Genomic DNA, 27,000 nt, shown 5'->3' on the forward strand with positions numbered 1-27,000 from the left:
GGTGGGATGAATCTACCCCTGCCTCTCCACCCACCCACGCTCGCCACCGAGTCCGCACTCGAACAGGCCAAGATCAGCCGGCCCTACCGCGAGCTGCTGCGGCTGTTCGAGCAGGCACCCGGCTTCGTCTGTTTTTTTCGCGGACCGCGCCACGTGTACGAGCTGCAGAATCATGCCCACCACCGGCTGGCCGGCTTCAAGGACATCATCGGCAAGCCGGTGCGCGAAGCCTTGCCGGAGCTGGAAGGGCAGCAGTTCTTCGAGCTGCTCGACCAGGTGTTCGCGAGCGGCCAGGCCTTCGTCGGCACGGCGCTGCCGCTGGGCGTGATTCAGGCCGGCGGCGGCCAGGCGGTGATGCGCTACATCGACTTCGTCTACCAGCCCATCGTCGACGAAGCCGGCGCGGTGGTCGGCATCTTCTCGCAGGGCAGCGACGTGACCGAGCGCGTGCTGGCCGAGGAAAGCCTGCGCCGCAAACAGGAAGAGCTGGAGCGCATGGTCGAGCAGCGCACCGCGGCGCTGTCCGAGGCCCATGCGGCGCTCAAGCTGGCCAACGAACTGCAGGGCGACAAGATGCACCTGCAGCGCCTGTTCGAGCAGGCGCCGGGCTTCATCTGCGTGCTGCGCGGCCCCGAACACGTGTTCGAACTGGCGAATGCCTCCTACCGCCAGCTGACCGGCGGCCGCGAGCTGATCGGCAAGAATATCCGTACGGCCCTGCCGGAAGTCGTGGACCAGGGGTTCACCGGCCTGCTCGACGAGGTCTACCGCACCGGGCGCGCCTTCATCGGCCGCGCGGTGCCGGTCGATCTGCTCAGCGGCCCGGATGGGCTCAAGGCCACGCGCCACCTCGACTTCATCTACCAGCCCGTACTGGACCCGATGGGTGCGGTGATCGGCATCTTCGTGCAGGGCAACGACGTCACCGAGCAAAAGCAGGCACGGGACGAACTGGCGCGGCACCAGATGGAACTGGAGTCGCTGGTGAGCGCGCGCACCGAGGAACTGTCGGCGGCCCAGCATGCGCTGCAGCGTTCGCAGAAGATGGAAGCGATCGGCAAGCTGACCGGCGGCGTGGCCCACGACTTCAACAACATCCTGCAGGTGGTCGGCGGCAATCTGGAACTGCTGCAGCGGCGTATCGAGCAATTGCAGCCCGACGGCGATGGCCGCCAGCTGCTGGAGACGGCGCTGCAGGCGGTCGAGCGGGGCGGCAAGCTGTCCGCACAGCTGCTGGCCTTCGCGCGCCGCCAGCCGCTGCAGCCGGTGGTGGTGAATCCGGGCCGCATCGTCGGCGAGATGGACGACCTGCTGCGGCGCGCGCTGGGCGAAACCATCCAGATCGAGACCGTGCGCGGCGGCGGCCTGTGGAACACGGTGGTCGACCCGAACCAGCTCGAAAACGTGATCCTGAACCTGGCGATCAATGCGCGCGACGCGATGCCTGGCGGCGGCCGCCTCACGATCGAGATCGGCAACGCGCTGCTCGACGATGCCTATGTGGCCGCCGAGCCGGACATCAAGGCTGGCCAGTACGTGCTGATCGCGGTGTCCGATACCGGCAGCGGCATGAGCCCGGAGGTGCTGGAGCGCGCCTGCGAACCCTTCTTCACGACCAAGCCGGAAGGCGTGGGCACCGGCCTCGGGCTGTCGATGGCCTATGGCTTCGTCAAGCAGACCGGCGGCCATTTCCGCATCTATTCCGAGGTCGGGCACGGCACCACGATCAAGATGTATTTCCCGCGCAGCTTCGAAACGGAGAATACCGTGACGCGCCTGACCGGGGGCCCGGTCGAGGGCGGTACCGAGACCGTGCTGGTGGTCGAGGACGATGCGGCTGTGCAGCGCACCGTGGTCGAGATGCTGGGCAGCCTAGGCTACCGTGTGCTGAAGGCGGACAATGCCAGCGCCGCGCTCAGCATCGTCAAGAGCGGCATGCCGATCGACCTGCTGTTCACCGACGTCGTGATGCCCGGACCGCTGCGCAGCCCAGAGCTGGCGCGCCAGGCCAAGGAACTGCTGCCGGGCCTGGCGGTGCTGTTCACCTCGGGCTACACCCAGAACGCGATCGTGCATGGCGGCCGCCTCGATCCGGGCGTCGAGCTGCTCTCGAAGCCTTATGGCCGCGACCAGCTGGCGCGCAAGATCCGCCACCTGCTGGCCAACCGCAGCATCCCGGCGGTGCCCGAGCCGGGCACGGTGGCGCAGGCGGCGGTGGCGCGCCGCATCCTGGTGGCGGAAGACAATCGGGACCTGATGCAGACGACCTGCGGCCTGTTCGATGCGCTGGGCCATGCCGCCAGCGGCGCGGCCACGCTGGATGCCGCCGTGGCCCTGCTGCGGGACGGCGCCTTCGACCTGCTGTTCACCGACATCGACCTGGCCGGCCAGTCCGGCATCGACCTGGCGCGCCTCGCGCTCGCGGGGCAGCCGGGGCTGAAGGTGGCCTTCGCTTCGGGCTATGGCGCGCCCGAACGCGACGCGCTCGGGTTCCCGTTCTGGGTGGTCGCCAAGCCTTACAGCCTGGAAGACCTCGAGAACCTGTTGGCGCGGATGGTATGATGGCGGCATGACGTTTCTGAATGTGCCCTACGCGGAAAAAGACCAGGCCCGCGAACTCGGCGCTCGCTGGAATCCGACCCGCAAGCGCTGGTATGTGCCGACCGGCGTGGCGCTCGAGGCTTTCGAGCGCTGGCTGCCCAAGGACGGCGAGGCGGACGGCAAGGCCGATGGCAAGTCCGCGCCTGGCCGGGTCGACGCCCGCGCCGCCAAGCTGGTCACCGGCAGCCGCTATGTCGAGATCGACCACGCCTGCAATCCCTTCGAAGCCTGCCCGCTGTGCGCGCCGGTACTGGCGCAAAGCGGCTGGACGGCCGCGCACCAGGATGTGCTGAAGGCGATGCAGGCGCTCGGCCGGCGCTGACGCCCGCCCTCAAGCCTGCGGCGCTTCTGCCAGCGCCGCCAGCAGCGCCGCCAGATCGACCGGCTTGACGAAGTGGCGGTCGAAGCCGGCCGCTTTCGACAGCACCTTGTCGTGCGCCTGGCCGTAGCCGGTCAGGGCCAGATACAGGGCCGGACCTGCGCCGGCGCGCTGCGCCGCCATCGCGCGCAACTGGCGCGCCAGCGCATAGCCGTCGATGTCGGGCAGGCCGATATCCAGGATGAAGACTTCCGGCCAGTCCTGCTGCGCCATCGCCAGCGCGCGGCGCGGATCGTGCGCCACCGCGACCTCGTTGCCGAGGGCGCGCAGGATGTCGGCCAGCGACTGCGCGGCGTCGGCATTGTCGTCGACGATCATGATGTGCCGGCCCGCCACCGCTCCCTGCTCGAGCTGCGCGCCGTGCGCGGAAGACGGCGCGCGTACGGGCTGCGCCAGCGGCAGCACGATGCGGAACAGGCTGCCCATGCCCGGGCCGGCGCTGTGCGCCTCGACGCTGCCGCCATGCAGGCCGACCAGGCTCTTGACCAGGGCCAGGCCCAGCCCGAGGCCGCCCTGGGCGCGGTCCGGCGTGCGCTCGGCCTGGGTGAACAGCTCGAACATGTGGGGCAGCAGGGCCGGATCGATGCCGATGCCGTTATCGCGCACTGAAATCGCGGCATGGCTGGCGCCCACTTCGAGCGACAGCGCGATCGCGCCGCCCTGCGGCGTGTACTTGGCCGCGTTGTTGAGCAGGTTGGCGATGACCTGCACCAGGCGGATGCGGTCGCCGTCGACCCAGGCCGGGGCCGCATCCATGGCCTGGTCGAGGCGGTGGCGGCGGCTTTCCACCAGCGGACGCGCCTGCTCGACCGCGCTGGCCATCGCCGCCTTCAGGTCGACACGTTCGCGCTGCAGCTCGACCAGGCCGCGGGTCACGCGCGAGACGTCCAGCAGGTCGTCGACCAGGCCGGTCAGGTGGCGCACCTGGCGGCCGATGATCTCGCTGGCCTGGCGCACCCGGTTCTCGTCGGCGGCGACGTGGCCGAGCAGCTGGGCGGCGCTGCTGATCGGCGCCAGCGGATTGCGCAGCTCGTGCGCCAGCATCGCCAGGAACTCGTCCTTGCGGCGCGCGGCGGCTTTCAGTTCTTCCTCGCTGCGCTTCTTGTCGTGGATGTCGGTGACGGCGCCCATCCAGCGCACGGCGCTGCCGTCTTCGCCGCGCACCGGCAGGGCGCGGTTCAGCACCCAGCGGTATTCGCCGGAATGGTGCAGCTGGCGGTGCTCGACTTCATACGGGGCGCCGGTGGCCAGGCTGCGCGCCCATGCCTCCCGCAGGGCCGGCAGGTCGTCGGGGTGGACGATCTTCACCCAGCCATGCCCGGCCAGTTCCTGTACCGACAGGCCGGTGTACTCGCTCCAGCGCGTGTTCAGGTAGTCGTTGGTGCCGCTGGCGTCGGCCGACCAGATCAGCTGCGGAATCAGGTTGGTGATCGAGCGGAACCTGGCTTCGCTGTCGCGCATCGCGCGCTCGGCCTCGACCTGGGCGCTGATGTCCATGTTGGCGGCGACCGCGCCGACGATCTCGCCCTGTTCGTTGCGCATCGCCGCCATGCGGATCAGGATGGTCCTGCGTGTGCCGGCGGCGCCGAAGGGCTCGATTTCGACGATGTCGCCGGACAGGTTTTCGCCGCGCAGGACGCGGGCCACGGGCCAGTCGTCGAGCGCCAGCGGTTGGCCGGCGCGCGGCGAGCCGGCCGGCCACCAGCCTTTCCAGTCGCCGTATTCGCCGAGGTGCTCCGCGCCGGGGTGCTCGCCCCAGATGGCGCGGTTGGCGGCATTGGCGGCCAGCAGGCCGCCCTGGGCATCGACGTAGACGATGCCGACCGGCGCGGCATCCAGCAGCACGTCGAGGCGGCGCCGGTTCTCCACTTCGCGCTGCAGCGCCGCGCTGGCGATGCGTTGGCTTTCCAGCCGTGCCAGCTCGGCGTTCTTGCGTTCCGTGATATCGACCGCGACGCCGGCGAAGCGCGCCCGGCCTGTCCTGATGTCGCGGAACACCTTGCCGCGCGCATTCACCCACACGTCTTCGCGCGACTGCTGGGGAATCCGGTATTCGATGTCGTACAGGGTATCGGTGGCGATCGCATGCTCGATCGCGGCCACCACGCGCGGGCGGTCGTCCGGATGCATCATGTCGGTGAAGCGTTCCAGCTCGGTCCCGGCGCGGGCCAGCCCGGCATCGACCCGGAACACGCGGGCGAACTGCTCGTCGACGAAGGTGGCGCCGGTATCCAGCTCATAGGCCCAGGTGCCGATGTTGCCCGAGGCCTCGAGGCACAGCGCGTAGCGCTCCTCGGCTTCCTTGTGGCGCGCCAGGGCCAGCATCTTGTCGGTCACTTCGACCACGGTGCAGAGCAGGCCGGCCACATTGCCGGTTTCGTCGCGCAGCGGGCTGTAGGAAAAGGTGAACCAGCCCTGTTCGGGATAGCCCTTGCGTTCGATGGTGACCTGGAAGTTCTCGAAAAACAGCGCCTCGCCGTCCAGCACCCGGCGCGTCAGCGGCGCCAGGGTATCCCAAGCCTCGGGCCACAGTTCGGACAGCGGGGTGCCCAAGGCCGTCGCGGCCTTGTTGCCGAGCATGGAGGTATAGGCGTCGTTGTGGAAGATGAACAGTGCGTCGCTCCAGGCGATGAAGCTCGGGAAGGACGAGCCGAGCACCATGCCGAGGGACATGCGCAGCGATGCCGGCCAGTCCTGCAGGGCGCCGAGCGGGTGGCTGCGCCAGTCCCGCGCCAGGATGCGCGCGCCGGCGTCGCCGCCGTTGGCGAGGAAAGCATCGCGGTGATTCATGAGAGAAGGGAGAATGGCGAAATAGACAATTTTACAGGACAAACTTTGCGTGCGCCCGCACGCTTACGCACTGTCTTTCCGCACCATGCTGGTGCATTTTTCGCTCTGCCGAAACGTGTGCGGCGCAGAGCCGGAATCGACATAAGATGGCGGCGCGACTCACCGGGAAAGGAAGCAAGGCCATGGACGACCATCTGAACGACGCAGCGCCGGGACGGGACATCGACACCGCGCGCCGCGAACTGCTGATTGCCGGCGCACTGACCGCCACGGCGGCGGCGCTGCCTGGCGCCGCCGGCGCCCAGACGCCGGGTGCGACCGCGCCGCAGGCCGGATCGCCAAACGCGGCAACGCCGGCGCCGGTGCTGTCGAAGGTGGCGCTGCGCGTCAACGGCCAGCGCTACGAAAAGGAAGTCGATACCCGCACCACGCTGCTCGACCTGCTGCGCGAGCACCTGCGCCTGACCGGCACCAAGAAGGGCTGCGACCAGGGCCAGTGCGGCGCCTGCACCGTCATCGCCGACGGCCGCCGCATCAATTCCTGCCTCAGCCTGGCCTTGATGCACGAGGGGTCGGAGATCGTCACCATCGAGGGCCTGGGCACGCCGGACAAGCTGCACCCGCTGCAGGCGGCCTTCGTGAAGCACGACGGCTACCAGTGCGGCTATTGCACGCCGGGCCAGATCTGCTCGGCGGCGGCGATGCTCGACGAAGTCAAGCGCGGCATACCGAGCCACGTGACGGCGGACCTGAACGCGCGTCCGCTGCTGTCGCCGATGGAAATGCGCGAGCGCATGAGCGGCAACATCTGCCGCTGCGGCGCCTATTCGAACATCATGGACGCGATCGCCGAAGTGGCCGGCGCCAATCCGGCAGGGAGCCAGGCATGAGAGCCTTTACCTACCAGCGCGTGCGCAGCCCGGAAGAAGCCGCGAAAGCCGCGGCGGCCACGCCCAACGCCCGCTTCATCGCCGGCGGCACCAACCTGCTCGACCTGATGAAGCTGGAGATCGAGACCCCGGCCCACCTGATCGATGTGAACGGCATCGGCATGGACAGGATCGAGGCCAGCGGCGACGGCGGCCTGCGGGTCGGTGCCCTGGTGCGCAACACGGACCTGGCCAGCGACCCGCGCGTGCGACGCGATTATGCGGTGCTGTCGCGGGCGCTGCTGGCGGGCGCCACCGGCCAGCTGCGCAACAAGGCGACCACCGCCGGCAACCTGCTGCAGCGCACCCGCTGCCCTTACTTCTACGATACCAACCAGCCCTGCAACAAGCGGGCGCCGGGCAGCGGCTGCTCGGCGATCGGCGGCTTCAACCGCCACCACGCCATCGTCGGCACCAGCGATGCCTGCATCGCCACCCACCCGAGCGATATGGCGGTCGCGATGCGGGTATTGGACGCGAACGTCGAAACCGTCAAGCCCGACGGCAGCCGGCGCGTGATTCCGATCGCCGACTTCCACCGCCTGCCGGGCGACACCCCGCACATCGAACACGTGCTGGCGCCCGGCGAGCTGATTACCGCGGTGACCCTGCCCAAGCCGGTCGGCGGACGGCACTTCTACCAGAAGGTGCGCGACCGCGCCTCGTATGCCTTCGCGCTGGTGTCGGTGGCCGCCATCGTGCAGCGCGACGGCAGCGGGCGCGTGGCCCTGGGCGGCGTCGCCCACAAACCCTGGCGCATGCCGAACGCGGAACAGCAGCTGGCGCGCGGCGGCAAGGCGGTGACGGACCAGTTGCTGGCCAACGCCCGCCTCACCGAAGACAACGCTTTCAAAGTGCCCCTCGTGCAGCGCACGCTGGACGGCCTGCTGCTCGAAGCAAGGAGGACCTGAACGATGAAATTCACCACCGCCGCCGGCACCAACCCGATCGACAGGCTGAAGATCGTCGGCCGTCCTACCGACCGTATCGACGGGCCCCTCAAGACCACCGGCACCGCCCCCTATGCCTACGAGCAGCACCAGGCGATCCCGAATGCCGCCTACGGCTACGTGGTCGGCGCCAGCATCGCCAAGGGCCGCATCGTGGCCATGGATTTGTCGGCCGCCAAACGCGCGCCGGGCGTGATCGCGATCGTCACCGCGGACAACGCGGGCAAGCTGGGCAAGGGCGACTACAACACCGCCAGGCTGCTGGGCGGCCCGGAGATCGAGCATTACCATCAGGCGGTGGCGCTGGTGGTGGCCGAGACTTTCGAGCAGGCGCGTGCCGCCGCCGGGCTGGTGAAAATCGAATACGCGAAGACCAGGGGCCAGTACGATCTGGCGAAGGCCAAGGACAGCGCGAAGCTGGGCAAGAAGGAGGACAAACCCGAAACCCGCGCGGGCGACTTTGATCCCGCCTGGGCCAGCGCGCCGGTCAAGCTGGACGCGATCTACACCACGCCGGACCAGTCGCACGCGATGATGGAGCCGCACGCTTCGGTGGCGAAATGGGAAGGGGACAAGCTGACCATCTTCACCGCCAACCAGATGATCAACTGGGGCAAGAAGGACATGGCCAAGACGCTCGGCATCCCCGAGGAGAACGTGCATCTGCTTTCGCCCTACATCGGCGGCGGGTTCGGCGGCAAGCTGTTCCTGCGTTCGGAGGCGCTGCTGGCGGCGCTGGGCGCGCGCCAGGCGGGCCGGCCGGTCAAGGTGGCGCTGCAGCGCGCGCTGATGTTCAACAACACGACCCACCGCCCGGCCACCATCCAGCGCATCCGTATCGGCTGCACGCGCGAAGGGCGGATCACCGCCATCGCCCACGAAAGCTGGTCGGGGGACCTCCCGGACGGCAAGCCGGAAACGGCGGTGCAGCAGACCCGCTTGCTGTACGCGGGGCCGAACCGCTACACGGCCTTGCGTCTGGCCAGGCTGGACCTGCCGGAAGCGAACGCGATGCGCGCGCCGGGCGAGGCGCCGGGCATGATGGCGCTCGAGATCGCGATGGACGAGATGGCGGAAAAGCTCAAGATGGACCCCGTGATGTTCCGCATCGTGAACGACACCAGCGTCGATCCGGAAAAGCGCGAGCGCAAGTTCTCGCAGCGCCGCCTGGTCGATTGCCTGCGCATGGGCGCCGAGCGCTTCGGCTGGAACAAGCGCAACCCGGTGCCGGGCCAGATGCGCGAGGGACGCTGGCTGATCGGCTACGGCATGGCCGCTGCCTTCCGCAACAATCTGAACATGCGCTCGGGGGCACGCGCCCGCCTCGAGCGCGACGGCAAGGTGACGATCGAGACCGACATGACCGACATCGGCACCGGCACCTACACCATCATCGCCCAGACCGCGGCCGAGATGATGGGACTGCCGCTGGACCAGGTGGTGGTGCGCCTGGGTGATTCGAACTACCCGGTATCGGCCGGTTCGGGCGGACAGTGGGGCGGCAACAGTTCGACCGCCGGCGTCTACGCGGCGTGCGTCAAGCTGCGCGAGATGGTGGCGCAAAAGCTCGGCCTCGATCCCGCCAACGCCGATTTCAGCGACGGCATGGTGAGCGCCGGCGGACGCTCGCTGCGGCTGCGCCAGGCGGCCGAAGGCGGCGAGCTGAATGCCGAGGACAAGATGGAGTACGGTGAGCTGGACAAGAAATTCCAGCAGTCGACTTTTGGCGCCCACTTCGTCGAAGTCGGCGTCGATGCCGTCACCGGCGAGACCCGCGTGCGCCGCATGCTGGCCGTGTGCGCGGCGGGCCGCATCCTGAATCCGAAATCGGCGCGCAGCCAGGTGATCGGGGCGATGACGATGGGGGTGGGGGCGGCGCTGATGGAAGACCTGGTGGTCGACAAGCGCGTCGGTTGCTTCATCAACCACGACCTGGCGCTGTACGAGGTGCCTGTGCATGCCGACATCCCGCACCAGGACGTGGTGTTCCTCGACGAGACCGATCCGCTGTCCTCGCCGATGAAGGCCAAGGGCGTCGGCGAACTGGGGATTTGCGGGGTCGGCGCGGCGGTCGCGAACGCGATCTACAACGCCACCGGCGTGCGCGTGCGTGACTATCCTGTCACGCTCGACAAACTGTTGCCGAAATTGCCCACCGTGGCGTAGCTACAACCGATGGCGGAAGAATCGCCATCCTGTGATTTTTGGAGAGCATCTCGGGCTGGACTCCGGGTAGTATGACGAGCGTCAATCTACCGGAGTCGAATGCCATGCTGACCGTCGAAACCCTGGACCGCATCGAGACGGCAACCGACGAATGGCTGCGCCTCGGCGTACGCATCGTCGTGACCGGGCGCGGCAGCGCCAATAGCCAGGCCGTGCTGCAGCAGGTGCTGGGCCTGTTCTGGCCGGTGGCCGAGCTGTACGACTTCTATACGACCCCGTATCCGCGCCTGCCGGATGCGACCGTGCTGCGCGTCGCCTTCGACTTGCCGGCCTCGTTCGAAGGCGGCGTGAGCGGCATCGTGCAGACCATCGGCGGTGCCGGCTGGACCGTCGACATCTACGAAGACGGCGAACAGGCCGCCTGCTGGAAGCCGGAAGACGGCGCCCTGCGGCCCCTGTGCGACCATTTCCATTCGGCCGAGATCAACCTGATTCCTTCCTCGCACCTGGCGGAGTTCCGCAAGGCCAGCGGCCCGCGCCTGCGCCAGTAGGCAGAGAAGTCCCGCAGTGTGACATTTCGAGGAATTTGCGCCGCCCGGATCGGGTAGCATCGGCGTTTTCGATTGATGGAGACGCCATGCTGCGCCCACTGATTGCGGCCATCGCCCTCGCGCTGGCACTGCCGCTCGCCCACGCCGACACCGATCCTGCCTGCAGCGGCGCCTGCGCCAGCCTGGTGGCCGAAGGCCGGGCCCTGACCGTGCAGGGCAAGCTGGCGGATGCGCTGGCCAAATACCAGGCCGCTGCCGCCGCCGCGCCGAAGGCCTCCGCCCCCTTGTCGGCGGCGGCGCACATGTATCTGGTGGCGCTGGACCCGGCCAAACCCGAGCAGGCCGCGGCGCTGCGCAAACAGGCCGAAGGGCTGGCACGCGGCGCACTGAAATTAAAGCCCGACGATCCGCTGGCCCAGGAAGTGCTGCGCATGCTGCTTGACGCCACGCCGTCGCCGCTGCACCAGCCGAACCAGGCCGCGGCCGCCGCGCAGAACGAGGCCGAACTGCGCTTCTCCCGTCACGACTACGCGGGCGCGCTGGCGCAGTACCAGCAAGTCATGCGTCTGGATCCGCAATATTCCACCGCCTGGGTCGGCGCCGGCGATTGCTGGTACATGCAGCGCGAGTGGGCCAAGGCCGAAGCCCTGTTCCGCCGCGCCACCGAGATCGAAGCGCGCAATGGCCAGGCCTGGCGCTTCCTGTCCGATGCCCTGGTCGAGCAGGGCAAGCTGGCGGAAGGGGAAGCCGCGCTGCTGTCCGGCATCGCCGCCGATCCGGCCCAGCTGCCGAGCTGGAACAAGCTCGCCGGCCTGCGCAGCCGTACCGGCCATCCCTTGACGCCGCTGGCCCTGCGGCGCGGCGTCAGCGTCGGCATCGGCGCAGACGGCAAGGCGACCATCAGCATCGACGGCGACCTGCAGAAAACCTCGGAGACACCGGACAATGCCATGCGCCTGGCGCTGGCCATGGCGGAAGCAAAGGCGCGTACCGCCAAGGATGCACCAAAGCCTTCGCCGTTCGAGGTCGAGCTGCAAGCCTGGCAGCTGGCGCTGCAGGTTGCGGCCGAAGCCAACGCGGCTTCCGGCAAGCAGCTCAGCGATCCGGCGCTGCTGAAGATGCAAGCGATGCAGCGCGACGGCCAGCTCGAGCCGGCCATCTTCGTGCTGTTGTACAAGGAAGCCTACCGGCCCGACTACGAGCGCTGGCTGGCGGCGCACCCCGACGGCGTCCGGGCCTTCGTCGACCGCTACGCGCTGCGGCCCTGAGTCAGGCTGCCGCCTTCGTGCGGCGGCGGCGCGCCAGGCCCAGCATGACCAGGCCCAGGCCGGTGAGGGGCAGGGCGCCCGGCAGCGGCACCAGGCTGACCTGTCCTTCGATCACGTCGTTCTGGCAGGTCTCGCCCCAGTGCATGGCCAGCGAGCTGTATTTCAGCAGGTCGGAAGTCGAGGCCAGCGTGATCGTGAACTTGATTTCCTTGTTCGCGATGACGCTCCAGCTGCCGGTCATGCCGGTATAGGCGACGTTCTTGTTGGTCTTGCTGGTGTTGACGGCGGTCGCCTGGCCATTGCGATACACGCAGCTGACGCCCCTGACGCAGGTATTGAAGCTTTCGGAGTCCAGCACGTTGGCGTCGTTGGTCTTGCCATTCAGCTGGTACAGCTTGAAGGTGCCGCCGCTGTTGCTGTAGCGGTTGTCCAGCGCGAAGCCGTAGGACCACAGGGTACCGTTGTTGTCGTTGTCCTTGACGTGATTGGGGTCGCTGCCGAAGGGATTCCAGGTCTCGGCCAGGAACAGGTCGCCGTAACCGACGCCGCCCTGGATGACGTTCGCATCCATGCCGGCGTGCCCGGCGAAGTTGGTCGCAATCGCGATCGTCAGCACGTTGCCGATCCGGGTGATGGTGGCGCCCTTGATGTCGTAGGTGCTGCCGCCGATCACGTCGCCGTAGCCGTGGCTGTCGGATCCCCAGTAGGCGTTGACGCCGGTGTCGCTGATGCCGCCGGCATGGGCGCTCATGGCAGCCAGCAGCGCGATGGCGCCGAACACGAACTTGCGAAGTTTTTTCACGGATCCCCCAGCGGACTGATTTTATTTTTGTTCAGCATGAATCATGCCACACATTAACTTTACTTGTAAATCAGGCACTTGACTGACGGTTAACTTGTCGGAAGTATGCAACTGTAAAGTTTTCCGACAGGCGGCAAACGCAGCTAATGATTCGCAGCGGAAATTTTGCTTGCCTGGCCCGCCATGCCACCGCGACAATATACTTTTGATCTCGCGCGCCGCCCGGCGGCAATTGGCCATGCCTGCTTCCTCCCCTCAAACACGACGTCTTCCTGCGCTGATGGCTTCGCTATTGCTGCCGCTGCTCTTGCCCGCCATGCTGGCTGCCTGCCACGGCGAATCGGGCACGCAGCTTCGCGCGAAGGCAGAGGCCTTCCGCCAGCATGGCGACCAGCGCAGTGCAGTGATCACGCTGAAGAACGCGGTGGCCGCGGAACCGCGCAGCGCCGACACGCGCTACCTGCTGGGTACCGTTTATCTGGAGCTGGGCGATGGCCTGAGTGCGGAAAAGGAAGCGCGCCAGGCGCTGGAGCAGGGCTATCCGAAAGAAGCCGCGCTCGCGCTGCTGGCCCGCTCGCTGAATCTGCAGGCCGAATTCCAGAAAGCGCTGGACGCGACCGGCAAGGACGAGGACGCGCGCGGCGAGCTGCTGGCCCCGCGTGCCGATGCCTGGCTGGCGCTCGAGAAGCGCGACCATGCCCGGGCGCTGTACGAAAAGGCGCTGCAAGTGCGCGCCGATGACGCCGCGGCCATGATCGGCATGGGCCGCGCGGCCTTCGTCGGCGGCGAGCCGGCCGCCGCGCATGCTTGGGCCGCACGCATCCTCGCGCGCGACCCCAGGCACATCGATGCGCTGATGTTCGAAGCCGAGCTGCTGCGCGCCGAGAACAAGGGCAGCGAGGCTTTCGACATCTACGACAAGGTGCTGGCGCTGCAGCCGCAGCACCGTTCGGCGCACGTCGAAAAAGCCTATACCGCGATCGGACTGGAGCGCTACCAGATGGCCCAGGCCGAGCTCGACGCCGCGCTGAAGCTGGCGCCGGGCAGCGTGCTGGTGACCTATACCCAGGCACTGCTCGATTTCTCGCGCGGGCGCGTCCAGGAAGCGCACGACTCGCTGCTGAAGGTGCTGCGAGTGGCGCCGGAACACATGCCGAGCGTGCTGCTGGCCGGCGTGGTCAACATGCGCCTGGGCTCTTATTACCTGGCCGAGCATCACTTCCGCCACTACCTGGAGCGCACCCCGGACAACCTCTACGCCCGCAAGATGCTGGCCGCCAGCCTGCTGGGCAGCGGCCATAGCCAGGCAGCGCGCGAAGCGCTGGAGCCGATGCTGGTCAATCCGCAAGCCAGCGGCTTCAAGGATCCGCAACTGCTGGCGCTGGCCGGCGAGTCATCGATGCGCTCGCGCGACTACGGCCAGGCAACCGAACTGTTCGAAAAGGCCAGCGTCCTCGATCCGGCCTCGAGCAGCCTGCTGACCTCGCTCGGGCTGTCGCGGCTGGAGAAGGGCGAGACCGAGCGCGCGCTGCGCGAATTGCAGGCGGCGATCGCGCTGGACAAGGATTCGACGGAAGCGGCGGTGGCCCTGATCCGCACCCAGCTGCGCCTGCAGCGCCTGGATGCCGCCGCCCAGGCGCTGCAGGCGCTCGAGCGGGTGCAGCCGGAAAACGCGGTGGTACACGAGCTCAAGGGCCTGGTGGCGATCGCGCGCCGCCAGCCGGACGCGGCGCGCGCGTCCTTGCAGCATGCGCTGACGCTCGACCCGACGTATTTCGCGGCGGCGGCCGACCTGGCCCAGCTTGCGCTGGACGAGAACAAGCCCGAACTGGCACGCCGACAGATGCAGGACTTCCTGGCAAAGAACAAGACCAGCGTGCCGGCGCTGACCATGCTGGCTTCGCTGGCGGAGGCCGCCCGCAAGCAGGATGAGGCCACGCGCTGGCTGGAACAGGCAGCAGCGGTCGACCCGAATGCGGTCGGGCCGGCCGTCAACCTGATCGGCCAGTACCTGCGCGTCGGCCAGCTCCCGAAGGCCCTCAACCTGGCGCGCAAGCTGCAGGTGAACCATCCGGACAATCCGGACCTGCTCGACCTGCTGGGCAAGAGCCAGCTGGCGAACGGCGAACGCGCCGAAGCACTGGAAACCTACCGCAAGCTTTCCTTCGCGCTGCCGCGCTCGGCCCAGGCGCTGATGCAGGTCGCGGCGCTGAACCTGGTGCTGAACCAGCCGGTGCAGGCCGAGGAAGCGCTGAAGGGCGTGCTGGCGATGCAGCCGGACTTCCCCGCGGCCCAGCTGGCGCTGGCTGAAGTCTATGTGCGCAAGGGCTCGCGCGACCTGGCCCTGCTGGTGGCCGAGCAGCTGCAGCGCCGCCATCCGGAAGCCGCGGCCGGCTACCAGCTGCAGGCCGACATCCTGATGGCCAAGCGCCAGGCGCCCGAGGCGCTGGCGCTGTACGAGCGGGCCTTCAAACTGAATCCGGCCAACGAGCTGGCGATCAAGATCGACGACGCGCTGCGCCAGGCCGGCCGCCGGCAGGAAGCCGTGCAGCGCCTGGACCGCTGGCTGGCGAGCCATCCGGACGACATCCGGGCCCAGGCCTACAAGGCGCAGACCTTGATGGCGGAGCGCGACTTCAGGCAGGCGGCAGACCGTCTCGAAGCGGTGCTCAAGCGCCAGCCGGACAATGCCGTGGTCCTGAACAACCTGGCCCTGGCCTACCAGGAACTCGGCGATCCGCGCGCCCAGGCCACCGCCGAAGCAGCCTACCGCCAGGCCGGCGAACAGCCCGACGTGATGGACACGCTGGCCTGGATCCTGGTCGACAAGGGCAGCAAGGCGGACGCCGGACGCGGCTTGCTGCTGCTGCAGAAAGCCCATGCGCTGGCACCGAAAGCGCGCGACATCCGCTACCACCTGGCGGCGGCGATGGCCAGGAGCGGCGACCGCGCCGGCGCCCGCCGCGAGCTGGAAGCACTGACGGCCGGCGACATGCGCTTCGCCCAGGCCGGGCAGGCGCGCGGGCTGCTGGACGAATTGCGGCGCGATTGAGTCATCGCTGAGCCCCGAACGATCCGCTTGACACTGCCGATTACGCGTGTAATGATCATTATCGATTACAACTGTAAACGGAGTCGCCATGGCTGGCCTGCCGCAGATTACCGATGCCGAATCCCTCGTGATGGAAGTGCTGTGGGCAGGCGCGCCGCGCACCGCCGACGAGATCGTTGCCGCCCTGGCCGGCAACGCCGAGTGGCAGGAAGCGACCATCAAGACTTTCCTTAACCGGCTGCTGAAGAAGGGCGTCATCCGCGCCGAATACCAGGGCAGGCGCTACCTGTATTCGCCGGTGCTGGCGCGGGCCGACTGGGTCGACACCCAGAGCCGTTCGGTGTTGAACCGCCTGTTCGGCGGGCGCGTGGCGCCGCTGGTTGCCCACTTCGGCGAGCGCCATGCGCTGAGTAAGGACGACCTGGCCGAATTGCGCAAGCTGATCGACAGGCTGGACCGATGAGCGCGGCGCTGGTGTCGGCGCTTCTGCTACGCCTGGGCATCGCCAGCCTGGTGTTCACGCTTCTGGCGGGCTCGTTGATCCTCGTACGGCGCCCGCTGCGCAGGCGCATCGGTGCCGCGGCTGTCTACGCGCTGTGGCTGGCGCTCCCGATCGGACTCGCGCTTTGCTGCTGGCCCCGCCACCAGGTGGCACAGCCGGCAGTGCTGGCGCTGGCACCGGCCCCCCTCGATGGCGTGGCGCTGCCAGCCTTGCCGGTAGAGGCCGCCAACCTGAATCTGGGGTATCTGGTGGCCGTTCTGTGGTTGGCAGGTGCCGTTGCCGCCGGCTGCTTGCTGCTGCTGCGCCAGCGCGCCTTCCTGCTTGCGCTCGGGCCGCTGCGCCCCGGCCGGCAGGGCGCCTGGCTGAGCATGCGGCCGGATGCCGGCCCAATGCTGGTCGGGCTGCTGCGGCCGCGCATCGTGCTCCCCGCCGACTTCCTTCTGCGTTACGACGCCGCCGAACAGGCTGCGGTACTGGCCCACGAAGCGCTGCATGCGCGCCGTGGCGACCTTTGGTGGAACGCGCTGGCCGCGCTGATCGGCTGCCTGTTCTGGTTCCATCCGCTGGCCGGCGCCGCGCGCCGCCGCTTCCTGGCCGACCAGGAACTGGCTTGCGACAGCGCTGTCCTCGGCAGCGGGCAGCATGCGCCGCGCGCCTATGCGAATGCCTTGTTGAAGTCCCTCACGACCGCCAGCCTGCCGGTCGGCTGCACCATGCAGGCCATTTCACCCACCAAGGAGCGCATCATGCATTTGCAGGATTCCGTATCGCCGCGCCGCGCGCGGATCGCCATCGCCGTGCTGCTTGCCGGTTTCAGTGTCGCCGGCGCCGGTCTCGGTTGGGCGGCCAGCGGCGAAGCCTTGCCGCTTGCCGCGCCGGGCGGCCAGTATCGCCTGGCCACGGACTTGAGTATCGACGGCGGCGCGCCAAGCCACGACGAGGTGCTGACCGCGGGCAGCCATCGCCTCGCGGGCTTGCGCGACGGCGAAGGCCGCGACTGCGAAGCCGAGCTGACGCTGGCGGAAGGCAAGGACGCCACTGTCGCGGTGCAGATCAAGCTGGTCTGCGACGGCAAGCTGGCCTCGAACCCGCGCATGGTCGCCAGGTTCGGCGAGCCGATGACGCTTGCCATCGGCCGCAACGAAAAGCAGGCCGATGGCAGCTACGTCACAGCGAAGGGTTTTCGCCTGAGCATGCGAGTCGACAAGGCCTGAGCCCGACGCTGCGCGCCTGCACCGCGATGCCGGCATCCAGCCGCAAGCGGTCGAGCCGGGCCACGACCTCGGCCAGGTCCGGCTCCCCGGCGCCGCCGTCGAAGGACAGCTCCGCCGTCGCGAGACGATGCGTGGCGGTGGTGCGCATGGCCTGCACGCGCGGCAGCTCGCGCAGGCTGCGTTCGATGGGATCGACCACCAGTTCCTCGATGCGCTCGGCCGAGGATTCGTCGAGTTCGTAGCGGATCGCGACCACCGTCGCCGGCGATGGCGCGGCCGGTGCGGTGGCCGGTGCGGCGACGGCGGCGAACGAGGCACCGGCCAGCAGGCTGGCGGCAAACAGGGTCTGCATCGGCATGGTTCGGCTCCGGTGTCGTGTGCCGCGTGGCAGCGGCGATGTCCAGATGATAAGCTGGGTGGCCATGACTTATCAAACGACCCTCGAAATCGCCACCGCCGGCCGCGGCACGCGCGACATCACCGCCGACGTCGCCGACGCCGTCGCCGCATCCGGCCTGCGCTGCGGCGTGGTCCACGTGTTCGTGCAGCACACCAGCTGCTCGCTGACGATCACCGAGAACGCCGACCCCGACGTCCGGCGCGATCTCGAAACCGTGATGGCGCGCCTGGCGCCGGACGGCGATCCCGCCTACCGGCACGATGCCGAGGGGCCGGACGACATGGCGGCCCACGTGCGCAGCATGCTCACCGCGACCAGCGTCAGCGTACCGGTCGGCGGCGGCCGTCTGCTGCTCGGCACCTGGCAGGGCATCTACTTATGGGAGCATCGGACCGCGCCGCACCGGCGCCGGGTGATCCTGACCGTGCTGGGTGGCTGAAGTTGTTGTTCAGCATCTTTTCCTGAAATTGCGTATAGTTCATGCAATGAATCAGGAGTATGGAATGGCTTGGACTTCAGTGTCCTCGGCTGCGCCCGGTCACGGCAACGAGGACCATGTCGCGGTATTCGAGCAGGACAGGATGACGGACATCGTGGTGCTGGACGGCGCCACCTCGGTGGCACAGCAGAACTACATCGACAGGGACGGCGGCGACGTCGCCTGGTTCGTGCGGCGCTTCGGCAGCGCCTTCGGCCGCGCGCTGGCTGGGCGCAGCTCGCAGGAGCAGGCGGTGCGCACGGCGGTCGACGCGGTGCGCGCCGATTTCGAGGACCGTACCGCGGGCCTGGCGGTGCCGATGCATGCGTGGCCGGTCGCGGCCATGACCTGGGTCCGCATCATGCCCATGGGTGCGACGGCGGAACTGATCGTGTACTGCCTCGGGGATTGCAAGACCCTGCTGCTGGGCGCGGACGGCAGCGTGCGCGACCTCGATCCCTGGGTGAACCCGCAGGAGGCGCTGCTGCAGGAGGCGATTGCCGGCCTGGTGCGCGAGGGCGTGGCTGATCCGGCGCTGCGGCGCGAGCGTCTGCTGCCCATGCTCAGGCGCCGCCGCGAAGAGCAGAACATGGCGCCGGCGCCGCAGAGCCTGTGCCTGGCGCCGGCCGGCCCCTTCGCCGCCCGCCGTTACGCGGTGCGCGTCGAGCGCGGCGCCACACTGCTGGTGATGACGGACGGCTTCTACCGATTGGTCGACGCCTACGGCCTGTACACCGATGCCGGCCTGCTGCGCGCCTGCGCCGAGGGCCGGCTGGAGCAGCTGCTGGGCGAACTGCGGGAACACGAGCGGACGTCCGGCGGCGCCGGCCTGGCGGTCAAGCAGGCCGACGACGCCTCGGCGGTGGCCTGGCATTTCTGATTTCTGGTTGATGAGCGGAGGAAGATGATGGATACGCGGCAGAAGGACCTGATCGACCGCTACCTGGCGGCCTACAACACCTTCGACATCGAAGGGATGCTGGCCCAGCTCGACCCGGCGATCCGCTTTGAAAACTATTCGGGCGGCACCCTGAGCGCGGAAACCACCGGCATCGACGCCTTTCGCCAGCTGGCCGAGCAATCGAAGACCCTGTTCTCGGAACGCGAGCAGCGCGTCACCGCCCTGGCGCAGAAAGGCGAGATGCTGGTCGCGGAGATCGCCTGGCGCGGCAGGCTGGCGGCCGATGTTCCCGGCGGCCCGCCCGCCGGCACGCTGATCGAGATGGCCGGGCGTTCCGAATTCACGTTCGGCGCTGGCGGCATCGTCAGGATTGTCGACCGCAGCTGAGCCGAAGGGAGCCCGCGTAGGCGGTCCGGAATGCAGCGTGCTTGCCTGGCTTGCCGGCAAGTGCTGTTGCGGGCTGGAGACATGGGCGTGTGCGCCAGCGCAAACGCATCGTGATGAGGTGGAACCATTCGTGGCGGGGGTTTTGGCCTCGGCGTATTATGATTTTGCATATTCAATGCACATGAAAGGACGCCCATGACCCCCCATAAAGGATTTCGTCTCTCACGTTTTTCGCAGCAGAAGCAGCGCGCGCGCCGTGTTCGCATCGGTGTCGTGCTGGTGCTGTGCGCATTGCCGGTGGCAATGGCCCTGGCCAAATCTGGCCTGAGCCTGGTCCAGTCGGCCCCCCTCTGACTCTTCCGTACCCATGCGCGCAATGAACAGATTCGACGATGCCCAAGAGAAGACCAGCCTGGCCAGGGGCCTGGCCCGCGTCCTGCTGGGCACCGGCGCGATCCTGATGGTGCCGGCCGTGGCCATGCGCTTCACCCGCGAAGTGAACTGGAGCCCCTTCGACTTCGTCGTCGCCGGCATTCTGCTTGCCGGCATCGGCAGCCTCTACGTCCTGCTCACGCGCAAACTGCGCACCGTGCAGCAGCGCCGCGCGATCGGCGGCGGTCTGCTGCTGACCCTGTTGCTGGTCTGGGCCGAGCTGGCTGTCGGCCTGTTCGGCAGCCCGATCGCGGGCAGCTGAGCGTCCGAGCGCCATCCCAAGGCGCGCAATCCCGACAAGCTGGATTATTTTGCGAGCCTGCGCTCGAGCAGCGGCACGACGTCGTAGCAGGCGCCCATGGTGTGGTAGTCGACTTTGCCGGCCGGGCTTTTTTCATCCGAGATCTTGCGGTTGTCCGGCGTGAGGATGCGGTACCAGGCGCCGTGTTCGTGGTCGACGAAGTGGTCCCAGGCATAGGCCCAGATCTTCGCGTACCAGTCCCAGTAGCTGGCGTCGCCGCTGCGGTCGGCCAGCAGCGCCGCGGCGGCCAGCGATTCGGCCTGTACCCAGAAGTACTTGTCGCCGTCGCACACGCTGCCGTCGGGCGCGAAGCCGTAGTGGATGCCGCCATGCTGCGCGTCCCAGGCGTGCACCATGGCCTGCTCGAACAATTCCTGGGCGGTCGGCAGCAGCCAGTGGGCGCCGCGTGTCAGCTGTTCCTCATGGCGTTCGAGGAGCAGCAGCAGCTTGGCCCATTCCGTGAAGTGGCCGGGCTGGTAGCCCCAGGGCCGGAACAGGTTGGCCGGGTCGTCGCGGTTGAAATCCCAGTCCGGGGTCCAGTCGGCGCGGTAGTGTTCCCAGATCCTGCCGTCGGCGTGGCCGGCCTGGCGCCGCGTGATGTTCCAGGCGATGGTCTCGGCGCGTTCCAGGTAGCGCTGCTCGCCGGTGGCGGCGTAGGCTGCCAGCATGGCCTCGCAGCTGTGCATGTTCGCGTTCTGGCCGCGATACGAAGACAGCTGCGACCAGTCGGCGCTGGCTTCGTCGGCGTACAGGCCGTGCGCCGGTTCCCAGAAGCGCTGCTCCATCAGATCCCAGGTCTCGGCCAGCCATGGCCGCGCTTCCTCGACGCCGGCCATCAGCGCGTGCGCATAGGCCAGCATCACGAAGGCCAGGCCGTAGCAGTGGTTGGTGGCGTCGAGTACCGAGGTGGCGCCGTGGTCGCGGCGCAGCAGCCAGGTATAGCCGCCGGTATCGGGGTTGCGGTGGCTGTCGCGCAGGAAGGCCACGCCGTGGCGCACCATCGCCAAAAAATCCGGTCCGCCGAAGTGGCGGTGCGCCATCGCGTAGTTGAACACGAAACGGGTGCTCGATACCAGATGACGGGTATGGCTGTCGTAGATGCTGCCGTCGTCGCGGAAGAAGTGGTAGAAGCCGCCGTTCGGGTCGACCGCGCGCGGATGGTAGAAGGCCATCGTGTGCGCCACGTGGTCCGTCAGGGTTTTCGGGTCGAAAAAGTCGGGATGCGGGGTGGACATGCGGGTCGTCTCCGTTCAGTCGTCATAGCTGCTCTCGCGCACGATCAGCTGCACGGGCAGGGTGTGTTCGGTGGGGCTTGCGCCGGCTTTATCCAGCAGCAGCGCGACCCCGGCCGCGCCCAGCGCTTCCTTGTCGATCGCGATGCTGGACAGCGGCGGGATGGCCTGGGCGGCGGCGCCGATGTCGTCGAAACCGACGATGGCGATGTCGGCCGGGACCTTGAGGCCGGCGTCCAGGCAGACCTGCATTGCGGCCAGCGCGGCGCTGTCGTTATAGCAGAACAGGGCGTCCGGGCGCGGCGTGCGCGCCAGCAGTGCGCGGGTCGCGTCGCGCACGCCCTGCAGCGGCTCGCCGCTGGCCGGCACCTGGGCTTCGAGCTCGGGGTCGGCCAGCATGCGCGCCTCGAACAAGGCCTTGCGGTAGCCGCGCGCGCGCTGGTGGATGCTGTAGTGGGCCAGCGAGCCGGCGATCATCGCGATCCGGCGCCGCCCGGTGCGGATCAGGTGGCGGGTCGCGAGGTAGCCGCCCAGGTGATGGTCGGGGTTGACCGAGCTGAAGCCCGGCAGGTGCATGTCGACCAGGGCCAGCGGCTTTCCGCTGTCGCGCAGCACCGCCACCAGTTCAGGCTCGAAATAGCCGGCGCACAGAATCGCGTCCGGCTGTTGGGCGCGCACCAGTTCGGCCACCGGTTCGCCCGGATGCACCACGCTGAAGGACAGGGTCACGCCGGCGCGGCGGCAGGCCTGCTCTGCGCCCTGCAGCACCGGCGAATAGAAGGGGCTCGAGGACAGGGTGTTGTGCTGCTGGTGCAGCAGGAAGACGATGCGCCGGATCGCGCCCAGGCGCAGGCGTCCGAAGTCGTAGCCCAGCTCGCGCGCGGTCGACAGGATGCGCGCGCGGGTCGGCTCGGCCAGGCCGGGCTGGTTCTTCAAGGCCCGCGACACGGTGCCGATCGAACAGCCGGCGGCGCGCGCGAGGTCGCGGATGGTGACCGTCATTTCAGTGCCGCTCCACCGGGGCCGGCGGCGCCGTGGGGTCCGTCGAGAAGGAGTAGGGCGCGTCCTGCTCGCGAATGCCGCGGCGCAGGTTGGGCTGCGCCGACATGCGGAAGTCCAGCCGCGCGCCGCGCAGCAGCTCGTCGTGGCCGATCCAGTTGCGCGTCACCGCCTTGCCGTCGATGCGCAAGGCAGCCACGTAGCGCCGCGCATCGCTGTTGCCGGGGGCGCGGATTCGCACGCTGCGGCCGTTCTCCAGGTGCAGGACGGCTTCGGGGAACAGCGGCGCGCCCAGAGCGTACTGCGGACTGCTGGGCGTGACCGGGTAGAAGCCGAGGCTGGAGAACACATACCAGGCCGAGGTCTGGCCATTGTCTTCGTCGCCGCAATAGCCGTCCGGGGTTGGGCGGTACAGGCGGTTCATCACCTCGCGCGCCCAGTACTGGGTCTTCCAGGGCGCGCCGGCGTAGTCGTACAAATAGATCATGTGCTGGATCGGCTGGTTGCCGTGGGCGTACTGGCCCATGCCGGCAATCTGCATCTCGCGGATTTCGTGGATCACTTCACCATAATAGCTTTCGTCGAACACTGGCGGCAGCGTCCACACGGCGTCCAGCTTGTCGACGAAGGACTGGCGGCCACCCATCAGCTCGACCAGCCCGGCAACGTCGTGGAACACCGACCAGGTGTAATGCCAGCTGTTCCCCTCGGTGAAGGCATCGCCCCATTTGAAGGGGTTGAAGGGCGTTTGAAAACTGCCGTCCCGGTTCTTCCCGCGCATCAGGCCGGATTCCGGGTCGAACAGCTTGCGGTAATTGCGGGCGCGTTCGGCGTAGACCGCGATCTCGGACTGCGGCTTGCCCAAGGCTTTACCTAGCTGGTAGATGGCGAAGTCGTCGTAGGCGTATTCCAGCGTACGCGCGGCGCTCTCCTTGATGCCGGCATCGATCGGCACATAGCCGAGGCGCTTGTAGTCTTCGATGCCGGCCCGGCCCACCGCCTGGATCGGCCCGGCATTGTTGGCGCCGTGGACCAGCGCCTGCCACAGGGTCTCGATGTCGTAGCCGCGCAGGCCCTTGAGCCAGGCTTCGGCCACCACCGAGGCCGAGTTATTCCCGATCATGACGTTGGCGTAGCCAGGGCTGGACCACTCGGGCAGCCAGCCGCCTTCCTTGAAATCGTTGACCAGGCCTTCCTGCATCTCGCGGTTGATCGACGGGTACATCAGGTTGAGAAAAGGATAGAGGGCGCGGAAGGTGTCCCAGAAACCGGTGCCGGCGAACATCCGGCCCGGCAGCACCTGGCCGTTGTAGGGACTCCAGTGGATCGGCTGGCCCGCGGCATCCAGTTCGTACAGCTTGTTCGGGAACTGCACCATGCGGTACAGGCTCGAATAAAAGGTGCGCTGCTGGTCGACGCTGCCGCCTTTGACTTCGACGCGGCCCAGCACGGCGTTCCAGCGCTTGCCTGCCTTGGCACGCGTCGCGTCGAAATCGTCGTTGCCGATTTCCTGCGCCAGGTTGCGCTCGGCCTGCTCCAGGCTGATGAAGGAGGATGCGACACGCATGCCGACCCGTTCGCCGGCGCCGGTAGAAAAGCCGACGATGGCACCGGCGTGCTGCACCTGGGCTTCGAGCGCGCCGGCGATGATCTTGTCGCCGTCCCACACTTCGCTCGTCCTGAACGCTTTGTCGAACTGGATCACGAACCAGTTGCGGAAGTTGGGTAAAGGGCCGCGCGCGTAGCGGGTCGAGTAACCGACGATCTTGCGCTCCGCCGGGATCACCTTCACATACGACCCCTTGTCGAAGGCGTCGACCACGACCCAGGCCTGCTCGGTCTTCGGGAAGGTGAAGCGGAACTGGGCCGCGCGCTCGGTCGGCGTCAGCTCGGCGCCGACATCGCTGTCGGCCAGGTAGACGCGGTAGTAGTCGGGCCTGGCCACTTCGGCCTTGTGCGAGAACCAGCTGGCGCGGTCGTCCTGGGTAAAGCGCTTGTTGCCGGTGACCGGCATGATCGCGAACTGGCCGTAGTCGTTCATCCAGGGCGAGGGCTGGTGGGTCTGCTTGAAGCCGCGGATACGGTCGGCGTCGTAGGTGTAGGTCCAGCCGTTGCCCATCTTGCCGGTCTGCGCGGTCCAGTAGTTCATGCCCCAGGGCAGGCCGACGGCAGGGTAGGTGTTGCCGTTCGAGAGCTCGGGCTTGCTGGCCGTGCCCATCAGCGGATTCACGAAGTCGAGCGGAGCGGCCTTGGCGCCAGCCAGGGCCAGCCCGAAGGCGGCGGCCATCAAGAAATGCTTCATTGGTAGGCCGTCTGGGTGTAGGGGCGAGCGCTCTTGTCCTTGCCCCAGGCCGTGTTCGGCGTTGCCTGCATCGTGAACACCAGTTCGCCGCCCGCGAGGATGTCTTCGTGGCGCAGGTAGCTGCGCGCCAGCGGCTGGCCGTTCAGCGTGACGTTGCCGACGTAGCCGTTGGCGCTGGACAGGTTCACTGCCCGCACCGTGAAGCGCTTGCCGTTCGGGAGATTCAGCGTGGCGCGCTCGACGAAGGGGCGGCCCAGTACGTACTCGTTGGTGCCCGGCGCCACCGGATAAAAGCCCATCGCCGTAAATGCGAGCCAGGCCGAGGTCTGGCCGAGGTCGTCGTTGCCCGCCAGGCCGTCGGGCGCGTCCTTGTACTGGCTGGCGACGATCTGGCCCAGGCGGCCCTGGGTCTTCCAGGGCGCGCCGGCGTAGTTGTACAGGTAGGCTACATGGTGCGAAGGCTCGTTGCCGTGCGCGTAGTGGCCGATCAGGCCGGAGATGTCTTCCATGTGGGCGTAGACGTTGGCGTCGATTTTGGCGTCGAACACCTGGTCGATCTTGGCCTGCAGGCCGGCATCGCCGCCCAGGAACTTCACCAGGCCGGCGTTATCGTGCGGCATGTACCAGGAATACTGCCAGGCGCTGCCCTCGGTATAGTCGCTGCCGAAGTTCGATTGCACCGGGTTGAAGGGCGTGCGGAATTCGCCGGTCGACTTACGGGCACGCACGAAGCCGGTTTTCGCATCGAACACGTTGCGCCAGTTCTGGGCCCGCTTGTAATAGCGCGCGGCCACGTCCTGCTTGCCCATCTTCTCGGCCATGCGCGCGATGGTCCAGTCGTCGAAGGCGTATTCCACGGTCTTGGAGGCGGCTTCCGGCTCCAGGTCGATCGGCACATAGCCGTACTTCATGTAGTGCTGCAGGCCGCCGTAGGGGCCATACTCGGCGCTGGCCGTCATCGCGCGCAGCGCCTGCTCTGGGTCGAAGCCGCGGATGCCTTTCAGGTAGGCGTCGGCGATCACCGGCACCGCGTGGTAGCCGATCATGCACCAGGTCTCCAGGCCGGCGAACTGCCACACCGGCAGGATGCCGTAGGGGCTGGCCTGCTGCGAAGCGATCAGCGAGCGCACGAAGTCGGCGTTGCGCTGCTCCGGCTGGATGAGCGTGAGCAGCGGGTGCAGGGCGCGGTAGGTATCCCACAGCGAGAAGGTCGAATGGAAGCGGAAGCCGTCGGCCTGGTGCACCTGATTATCCGGTCCGCGATACTGGCCGCTGCGGTCCATGAACAGGCTGGGTGCCAGCAGACTGTGATACAGGCTGGTGTAGACCATGCGCTTCATCGGCTGCGGCGCTTCGATCTCGACCGCGCCCAGCGCCTGCTCCCAGGCGTCGTGCGCACGCGAACGCTCGGCATCGAAGTCCCAGCCCGGCATCTCGTCCAGGTTGTCCAGGGCGCCATCCTCGCTGACGCTGGAGACCGCCACCTTGACCAGCAGCGGGGTGTCGCCGAGCTGGCCGAAATCGAGCGCCGCCTCGAGCGCCTTGCCCTCGACTACCACCTTCTCGGCCGGGTTCTTGCCGGGCGAAGCGAAGCCGCGGTACTCGACGCCTTCTTCGCGGTTCATCAGCTGGTGACCGGCCAGCGGGCGCGAGAAGCGGATCGCGAAATACAGCTGGCGGCCGGGCGCCCAGCCGCGCGTTTCGCGCATGCCGGTCAGGGTGTCCTGGCCGCGCAGGCGCAGGCGCGACCACAAATTCTTGCCGGCCCAGTCGTAGATGCTGGCGCGCAGATCCAGTACCACGCGCGCCTGCGCACCCGGCTTGAAGCGGTAGCGGTGCAGGCCGACGCGTTCGCTGGCGGTGAGCTCGACGTCGACTTCGTTGTCGAGCAGCTTCACGGCGTAGTAGCCGGGTTCGGCCTGCTCGTCCTTGTGCGAGAAGCGCGAGCGGTAGCCGCTGAAGGGGCGCTCCGGGTAGCCGGGTTCGAGTTTCAGTTCGCCGCTGGTGGGCATCAGGAGCACGTCGCCAAGGTCCGAGTGGCCGGCGCCGGAAAAGTGGGTGTGCGAGAAGCCGAGGATGGAATCGTCCTCGTAGCGGTAGCCGGCGGCCCAGGGATAGCTTTGCTTGAAATGGCGGACCTGGGTGTCGGGACTCAGCTGGATCATGCCGAAGGGCCGCGTCGCGCCCGGGAAGGTATGGCCGTCGCCGCCGGTGCCGATGAAGACGTTGACCTCGGCGGTCTTGCTGCCGGAAGCAGCTCCCGGCTGGGCCGCGGCGAAACCGGCGCACAGGAGGCTGGCGGCCAGCGGGAGGGTGGCGAGAAGGTGGCGCTTGCCCATGGTGTCTCCTTGATGCAATTTCGGA

The 27,000-nt window shown here is 67.9% G+C and carries 23 protein-coding genes; 15 read left to right on the forward strand and 8 right to left on the reverse strand.

Annotation, left to right across the window (positions count from 1 at the left end):
• Positions 1–6: 6 nt before the first annotated feature.
• Together NX782_RS17230 and NX782_RS17235 are read left to right on the forward strand one after the other, a co-directional pair.
• Positions 7–2,562: a response regulator gene (locus NX782_RS17230; RefSeq protein WP_258846706.1), complete on the forward strand. Its 2,556-nt coding sequence runs from the start codon at positions 7–9 to the stop codon at positions 2,560–2,562.
• A 7-nt stretch (positions 2,563–2,569) separates the two neighbouring features.
• On the forward strand, positions 2,570–2,923 hold the full coding sequence (locus NX782_RS17235; protein WP_258846707.1) for a DUF5710 domain-containing protein: 354 nt from the start codon (positions 2,570–2,572) through the stop codon (positions 2,921–2,923).
• Between the two features lie 9 nt (positions 2,924–2,932).
• Here NX782_RS17235 and NX782_RS17240 read toward each other — a convergent pair whose 3' ends face one another.
• Entirely contained in the window at positions 2,933–5,770 is a 2,838-nt protein-coding gene (locus tag NX782_RS17240; protein WP_258846708.1) for a hybrid sensor histidine kinase/response regulator, read from the reverse strand.
• 182 nt (positions 5,771–5,952) lie between these two features.
• Here NX782_RS17240 and paoA point away from each other — a divergent pair, with 182 nt between their 5' ends.
• The 5 genes from paoA (at position 5,953) to NX782_RS17265 (ending at position 11,634) form a co-directional block, all read left to right on the forward strand.
• Positions 5,953–6,660: an aldehyde dehydrogenase iron-sulfur subunit PaoA gene (paoA, locus tag NX782_RS17245; protein WP_258846709.1), complete on the forward strand. Its 708-nt coding sequence runs from the start codon at positions 5,953–5,955 to the stop codon at positions 6,658–6,660.
• Positions 6,657–7,610, forward strand: a complete 954-nt coding sequence (locus tag NX782_RS17250) for an FAD binding domain-containing protein (RefSeq protein WP_258846710.1) — start codon at positions 6,657–6,659, stop codon at positions 7,608–7,610. Before paoA ends, NX782_RS17250 begins: the two co-directional genes overlap by 4 nt.
• 3 nt (positions 7,611–7,613) lie before the next feature.
• Positions 7,614–9,815: an aldehyde oxidoreductase molybdenum-binding subunit PaoC gene (gene paoC, locus NX782_RS17255; RefSeq protein WP_258846711.1), complete on the forward strand. Its 2,202-nt coding sequence runs from the start codon at positions 7,614–7,616 to the stop codon at positions 9,813–9,815.
• A gap of 104 nt (positions 9,816–9,919) precedes the next feature.
• Complete coding sequence (locus NX782_RS17260) at positions 9,920–10,366, forward strand: hypothetical protein (RefSeq protein ID WP_258846712.1); 447 nt, start codon at positions 9,920–9,922, stop codon at positions 10,364–10,366.
• An 86-nt stretch (positions 10,367–10,452) separates the two neighbouring features.
• A complete protein-coding gene (locus NX782_RS17265; RefSeq protein WP_258846713.1) occupies positions 10,453–11,634 on the forward strand; it encodes a tetratricopeptide repeat protein in 1,182 nt (393 codons plus the stop codon).
• Position 11,635: 1 nt separating this feature from the next.
• Here the strand turns inward: NX782_RS17265 and NX782_RS17270 are convergent, their stop codons facing one another.
• Complete coding sequence (locus NX782_RS17270) at positions 11,636–12,436, reverse strand: hypothetical protein (RefSeq protein ID WP_258846714.1); 801 nt, start codon at positions 12,434–12,436, stop codon at positions 11,636–11,638.
• Between the two features lie 21 nt (positions 12,437–12,457).
• On the reverse strand, positions 12,458–12,676 hold the full coding sequence (locus NX782_RS17275) for a hypothetical protein (RefSeq protein ID WP_258846715.1): 219 nt from the start codon (positions 12,674–12,676) through the stop codon (positions 12,458–12,460).
• Positions 12,677–12,716: 40 nt separating this feature from the next.
• Here NX782_RS17275 and prsT point away from each other — a divergent pair, with 40 nt between their 5' ends.
• The 3 genes from prsT (at position 12,717) to NX782_RS17290 (ending at position 17,204) form a co-directional block, all read left to right on the forward strand.
• Positions 12,717–15,488, forward strand: coding sequence for an XrtA/PEP-CTERM system TPR-repeat protein PrsT (gene prsT, locus NX782_RS17280; protein ID WP_258846716.1), 2,772 nt, complete (start codon positions 12,717–12,719; stop codon positions 15,486–15,488).
• A gap of 88 nt (positions 15,489–15,576) precedes the next feature.
• The gene (locus NX782_RS17285; RefSeq protein WP_258846717.1) at positions 15,577–15,951 is read left to right on the forward strand and encodes a BlaI/MecI/CopY family transcriptional regulator; all 375 of its coding nucleotides are present in this window, start codon (positions 15,577–15,579) and stop codon (positions 15,949–15,951) included.
• Positions 15,948–17,204, forward strand: a complete 1,257-nt coding sequence (locus NX782_RS17290) for a M56 family metallopeptidase (RefSeq protein ID WP_258846718.1) — start codon at positions 15,948–15,950, stop codon at positions 17,202–17,204. Before NX782_RS17285 ends, NX782_RS17290 begins: the two co-directional genes overlap by 4 nt.
• On the opposite strand, the gene NX782_RS17295 is transcribed toward NX782_RS17290, so the two are convergent.
• Complete coding sequence (locus NX782_RS17295; protein ID WP_258846719.1) at positions 17,158–17,562, reverse strand: efflux RND transporter permease subunit; 405 nt, start codon at positions 17,560–17,562, stop codon at positions 17,158–17,160. The two genes, NX782_RS17290 and NX782_RS17295, sit on opposite strands and share 47 nt — an antisense overlap.
• Before the next feature lie 64 nt (positions 17,563–17,626).
• Between NX782_RS17295 and NX782_RS17300 the strand changes: the two genes are divergently transcribed.
• The 5 genes from NX782_RS17300 (at position 17,627) to NX782_RS17320 (ending at position 20,064) form a co-directional block, all read left to right on the forward strand.
• Entirely contained in the window at positions 17,627–18,043 is a 417-nt protein-coding gene (locus NX782_RS17300; RefSeq protein WP_258846720.1) for a secondary thiamine-phosphate synthase enzyme YjbQ, read from the forward strand.
• Between the two features lie 64 nt (positions 18,044–18,107).
• A complete protein-coding gene (locus tag NX782_RS17305; protein ID WP_258846721.1) occupies positions 18,108–18,962 on the forward strand; it encodes a protein phosphatase 2C domain-containing protein in 855 nt (284 codons plus the stop codon).
• 24 nt (positions 18,963–18,986) lie between these two features.
• Entirely contained in the window at positions 18,987–19,370 is a 384-nt protein-coding gene (locus NX782_RS17310; protein WP_258846722.1) for a nuclear transport factor 2 family protein, read from the forward strand.
• A 195-nt stretch (positions 19,371–19,565) separates the two neighbouring features.
• Positions 19,566–19,724, forward strand: a complete 159-nt coding sequence (locus tag NX782_RS17315; protein ID WP_258846723.1) for a hypothetical protein — start codon at positions 19,566–19,568, stop codon at positions 19,722–19,724.
• Between the two features lie 22 nt (positions 19,725–19,746).
• Positions 19,747–20,064 carry a hypothetical protein gene (locus NX782_RS17320; RefSeq protein WP_258846724.1) on the forward strand — a complete coding sequence of 106 codons (318 nt, stop codon included), beginning with the start codon at positions 19,747–19,749 and terminating at the stop codon, positions 20,062–20,064.
• Positions 20,065–20,108: 44 nt separating this feature from the next.
• On the opposite strand, the gene NX782_RS17325 is transcribed toward NX782_RS17320, so the two are convergent.
• From NX782_RS17325 to NX782_RS17340, 4 genes are read right to left on the reverse strand one after another with little or no spacing between them, the layout of a single operon-like run.
• Entirely contained in the window at positions 20,109–21,338 is a 1,230-nt protein-coding gene (locus NX782_RS17325) for an AGE family epimerase/isomerase (RefSeq protein ID WP_258846725.1), read from the reverse strand.
• Positions 21,339–21,353: 15 nt separating this feature from the next.
• Positions 21,354–22,337, reverse strand: a complete 984-nt coding sequence (locus NX782_RS17330; protein WP_258846726.1) for a LacI family DNA-binding transcriptional regulator — start codon at positions 22,335–22,337, stop codon at positions 21,354–21,356.
• A 1-nt stretch (position 22,338) separates the two neighbouring features.
• Positions 22,339–24,636: a GH92 family glycosyl hydrolase gene (locus NX782_RS17335; protein WP_258846727.1), complete on the reverse strand. Its 2,298-nt coding sequence runs from the start codon at positions 24,634–24,636 to the stop codon at positions 22,339–22,341.
• Positions 24,633–26,975 (reverse strand): GH92 family glycosyl hydrolase, encoded by a 2,343-nt coding sequence (locus NX782_RS17340; protein ID WP_258846728.1) that lies wholly within the window; start codon positions 26,973–26,975, stop codon positions 24,633–24,635. Before NX782_RS17340 ends, NX782_RS17335 begins: the two co-directional genes overlap by 4 nt.
• Between the last annotated feature and the right edge of the window lie 25 nt (positions 26,976–27,000).

The organism is Massilia norwichensis, from assembly GCF_024753245.1.
GTDB classification, from domain to species: Bacteria; Pseudomonadota; Gammaproteobacteria; order Burkholderiales; family Burkholderiaceae_D; genus Telluria; species Telluria norwichensis.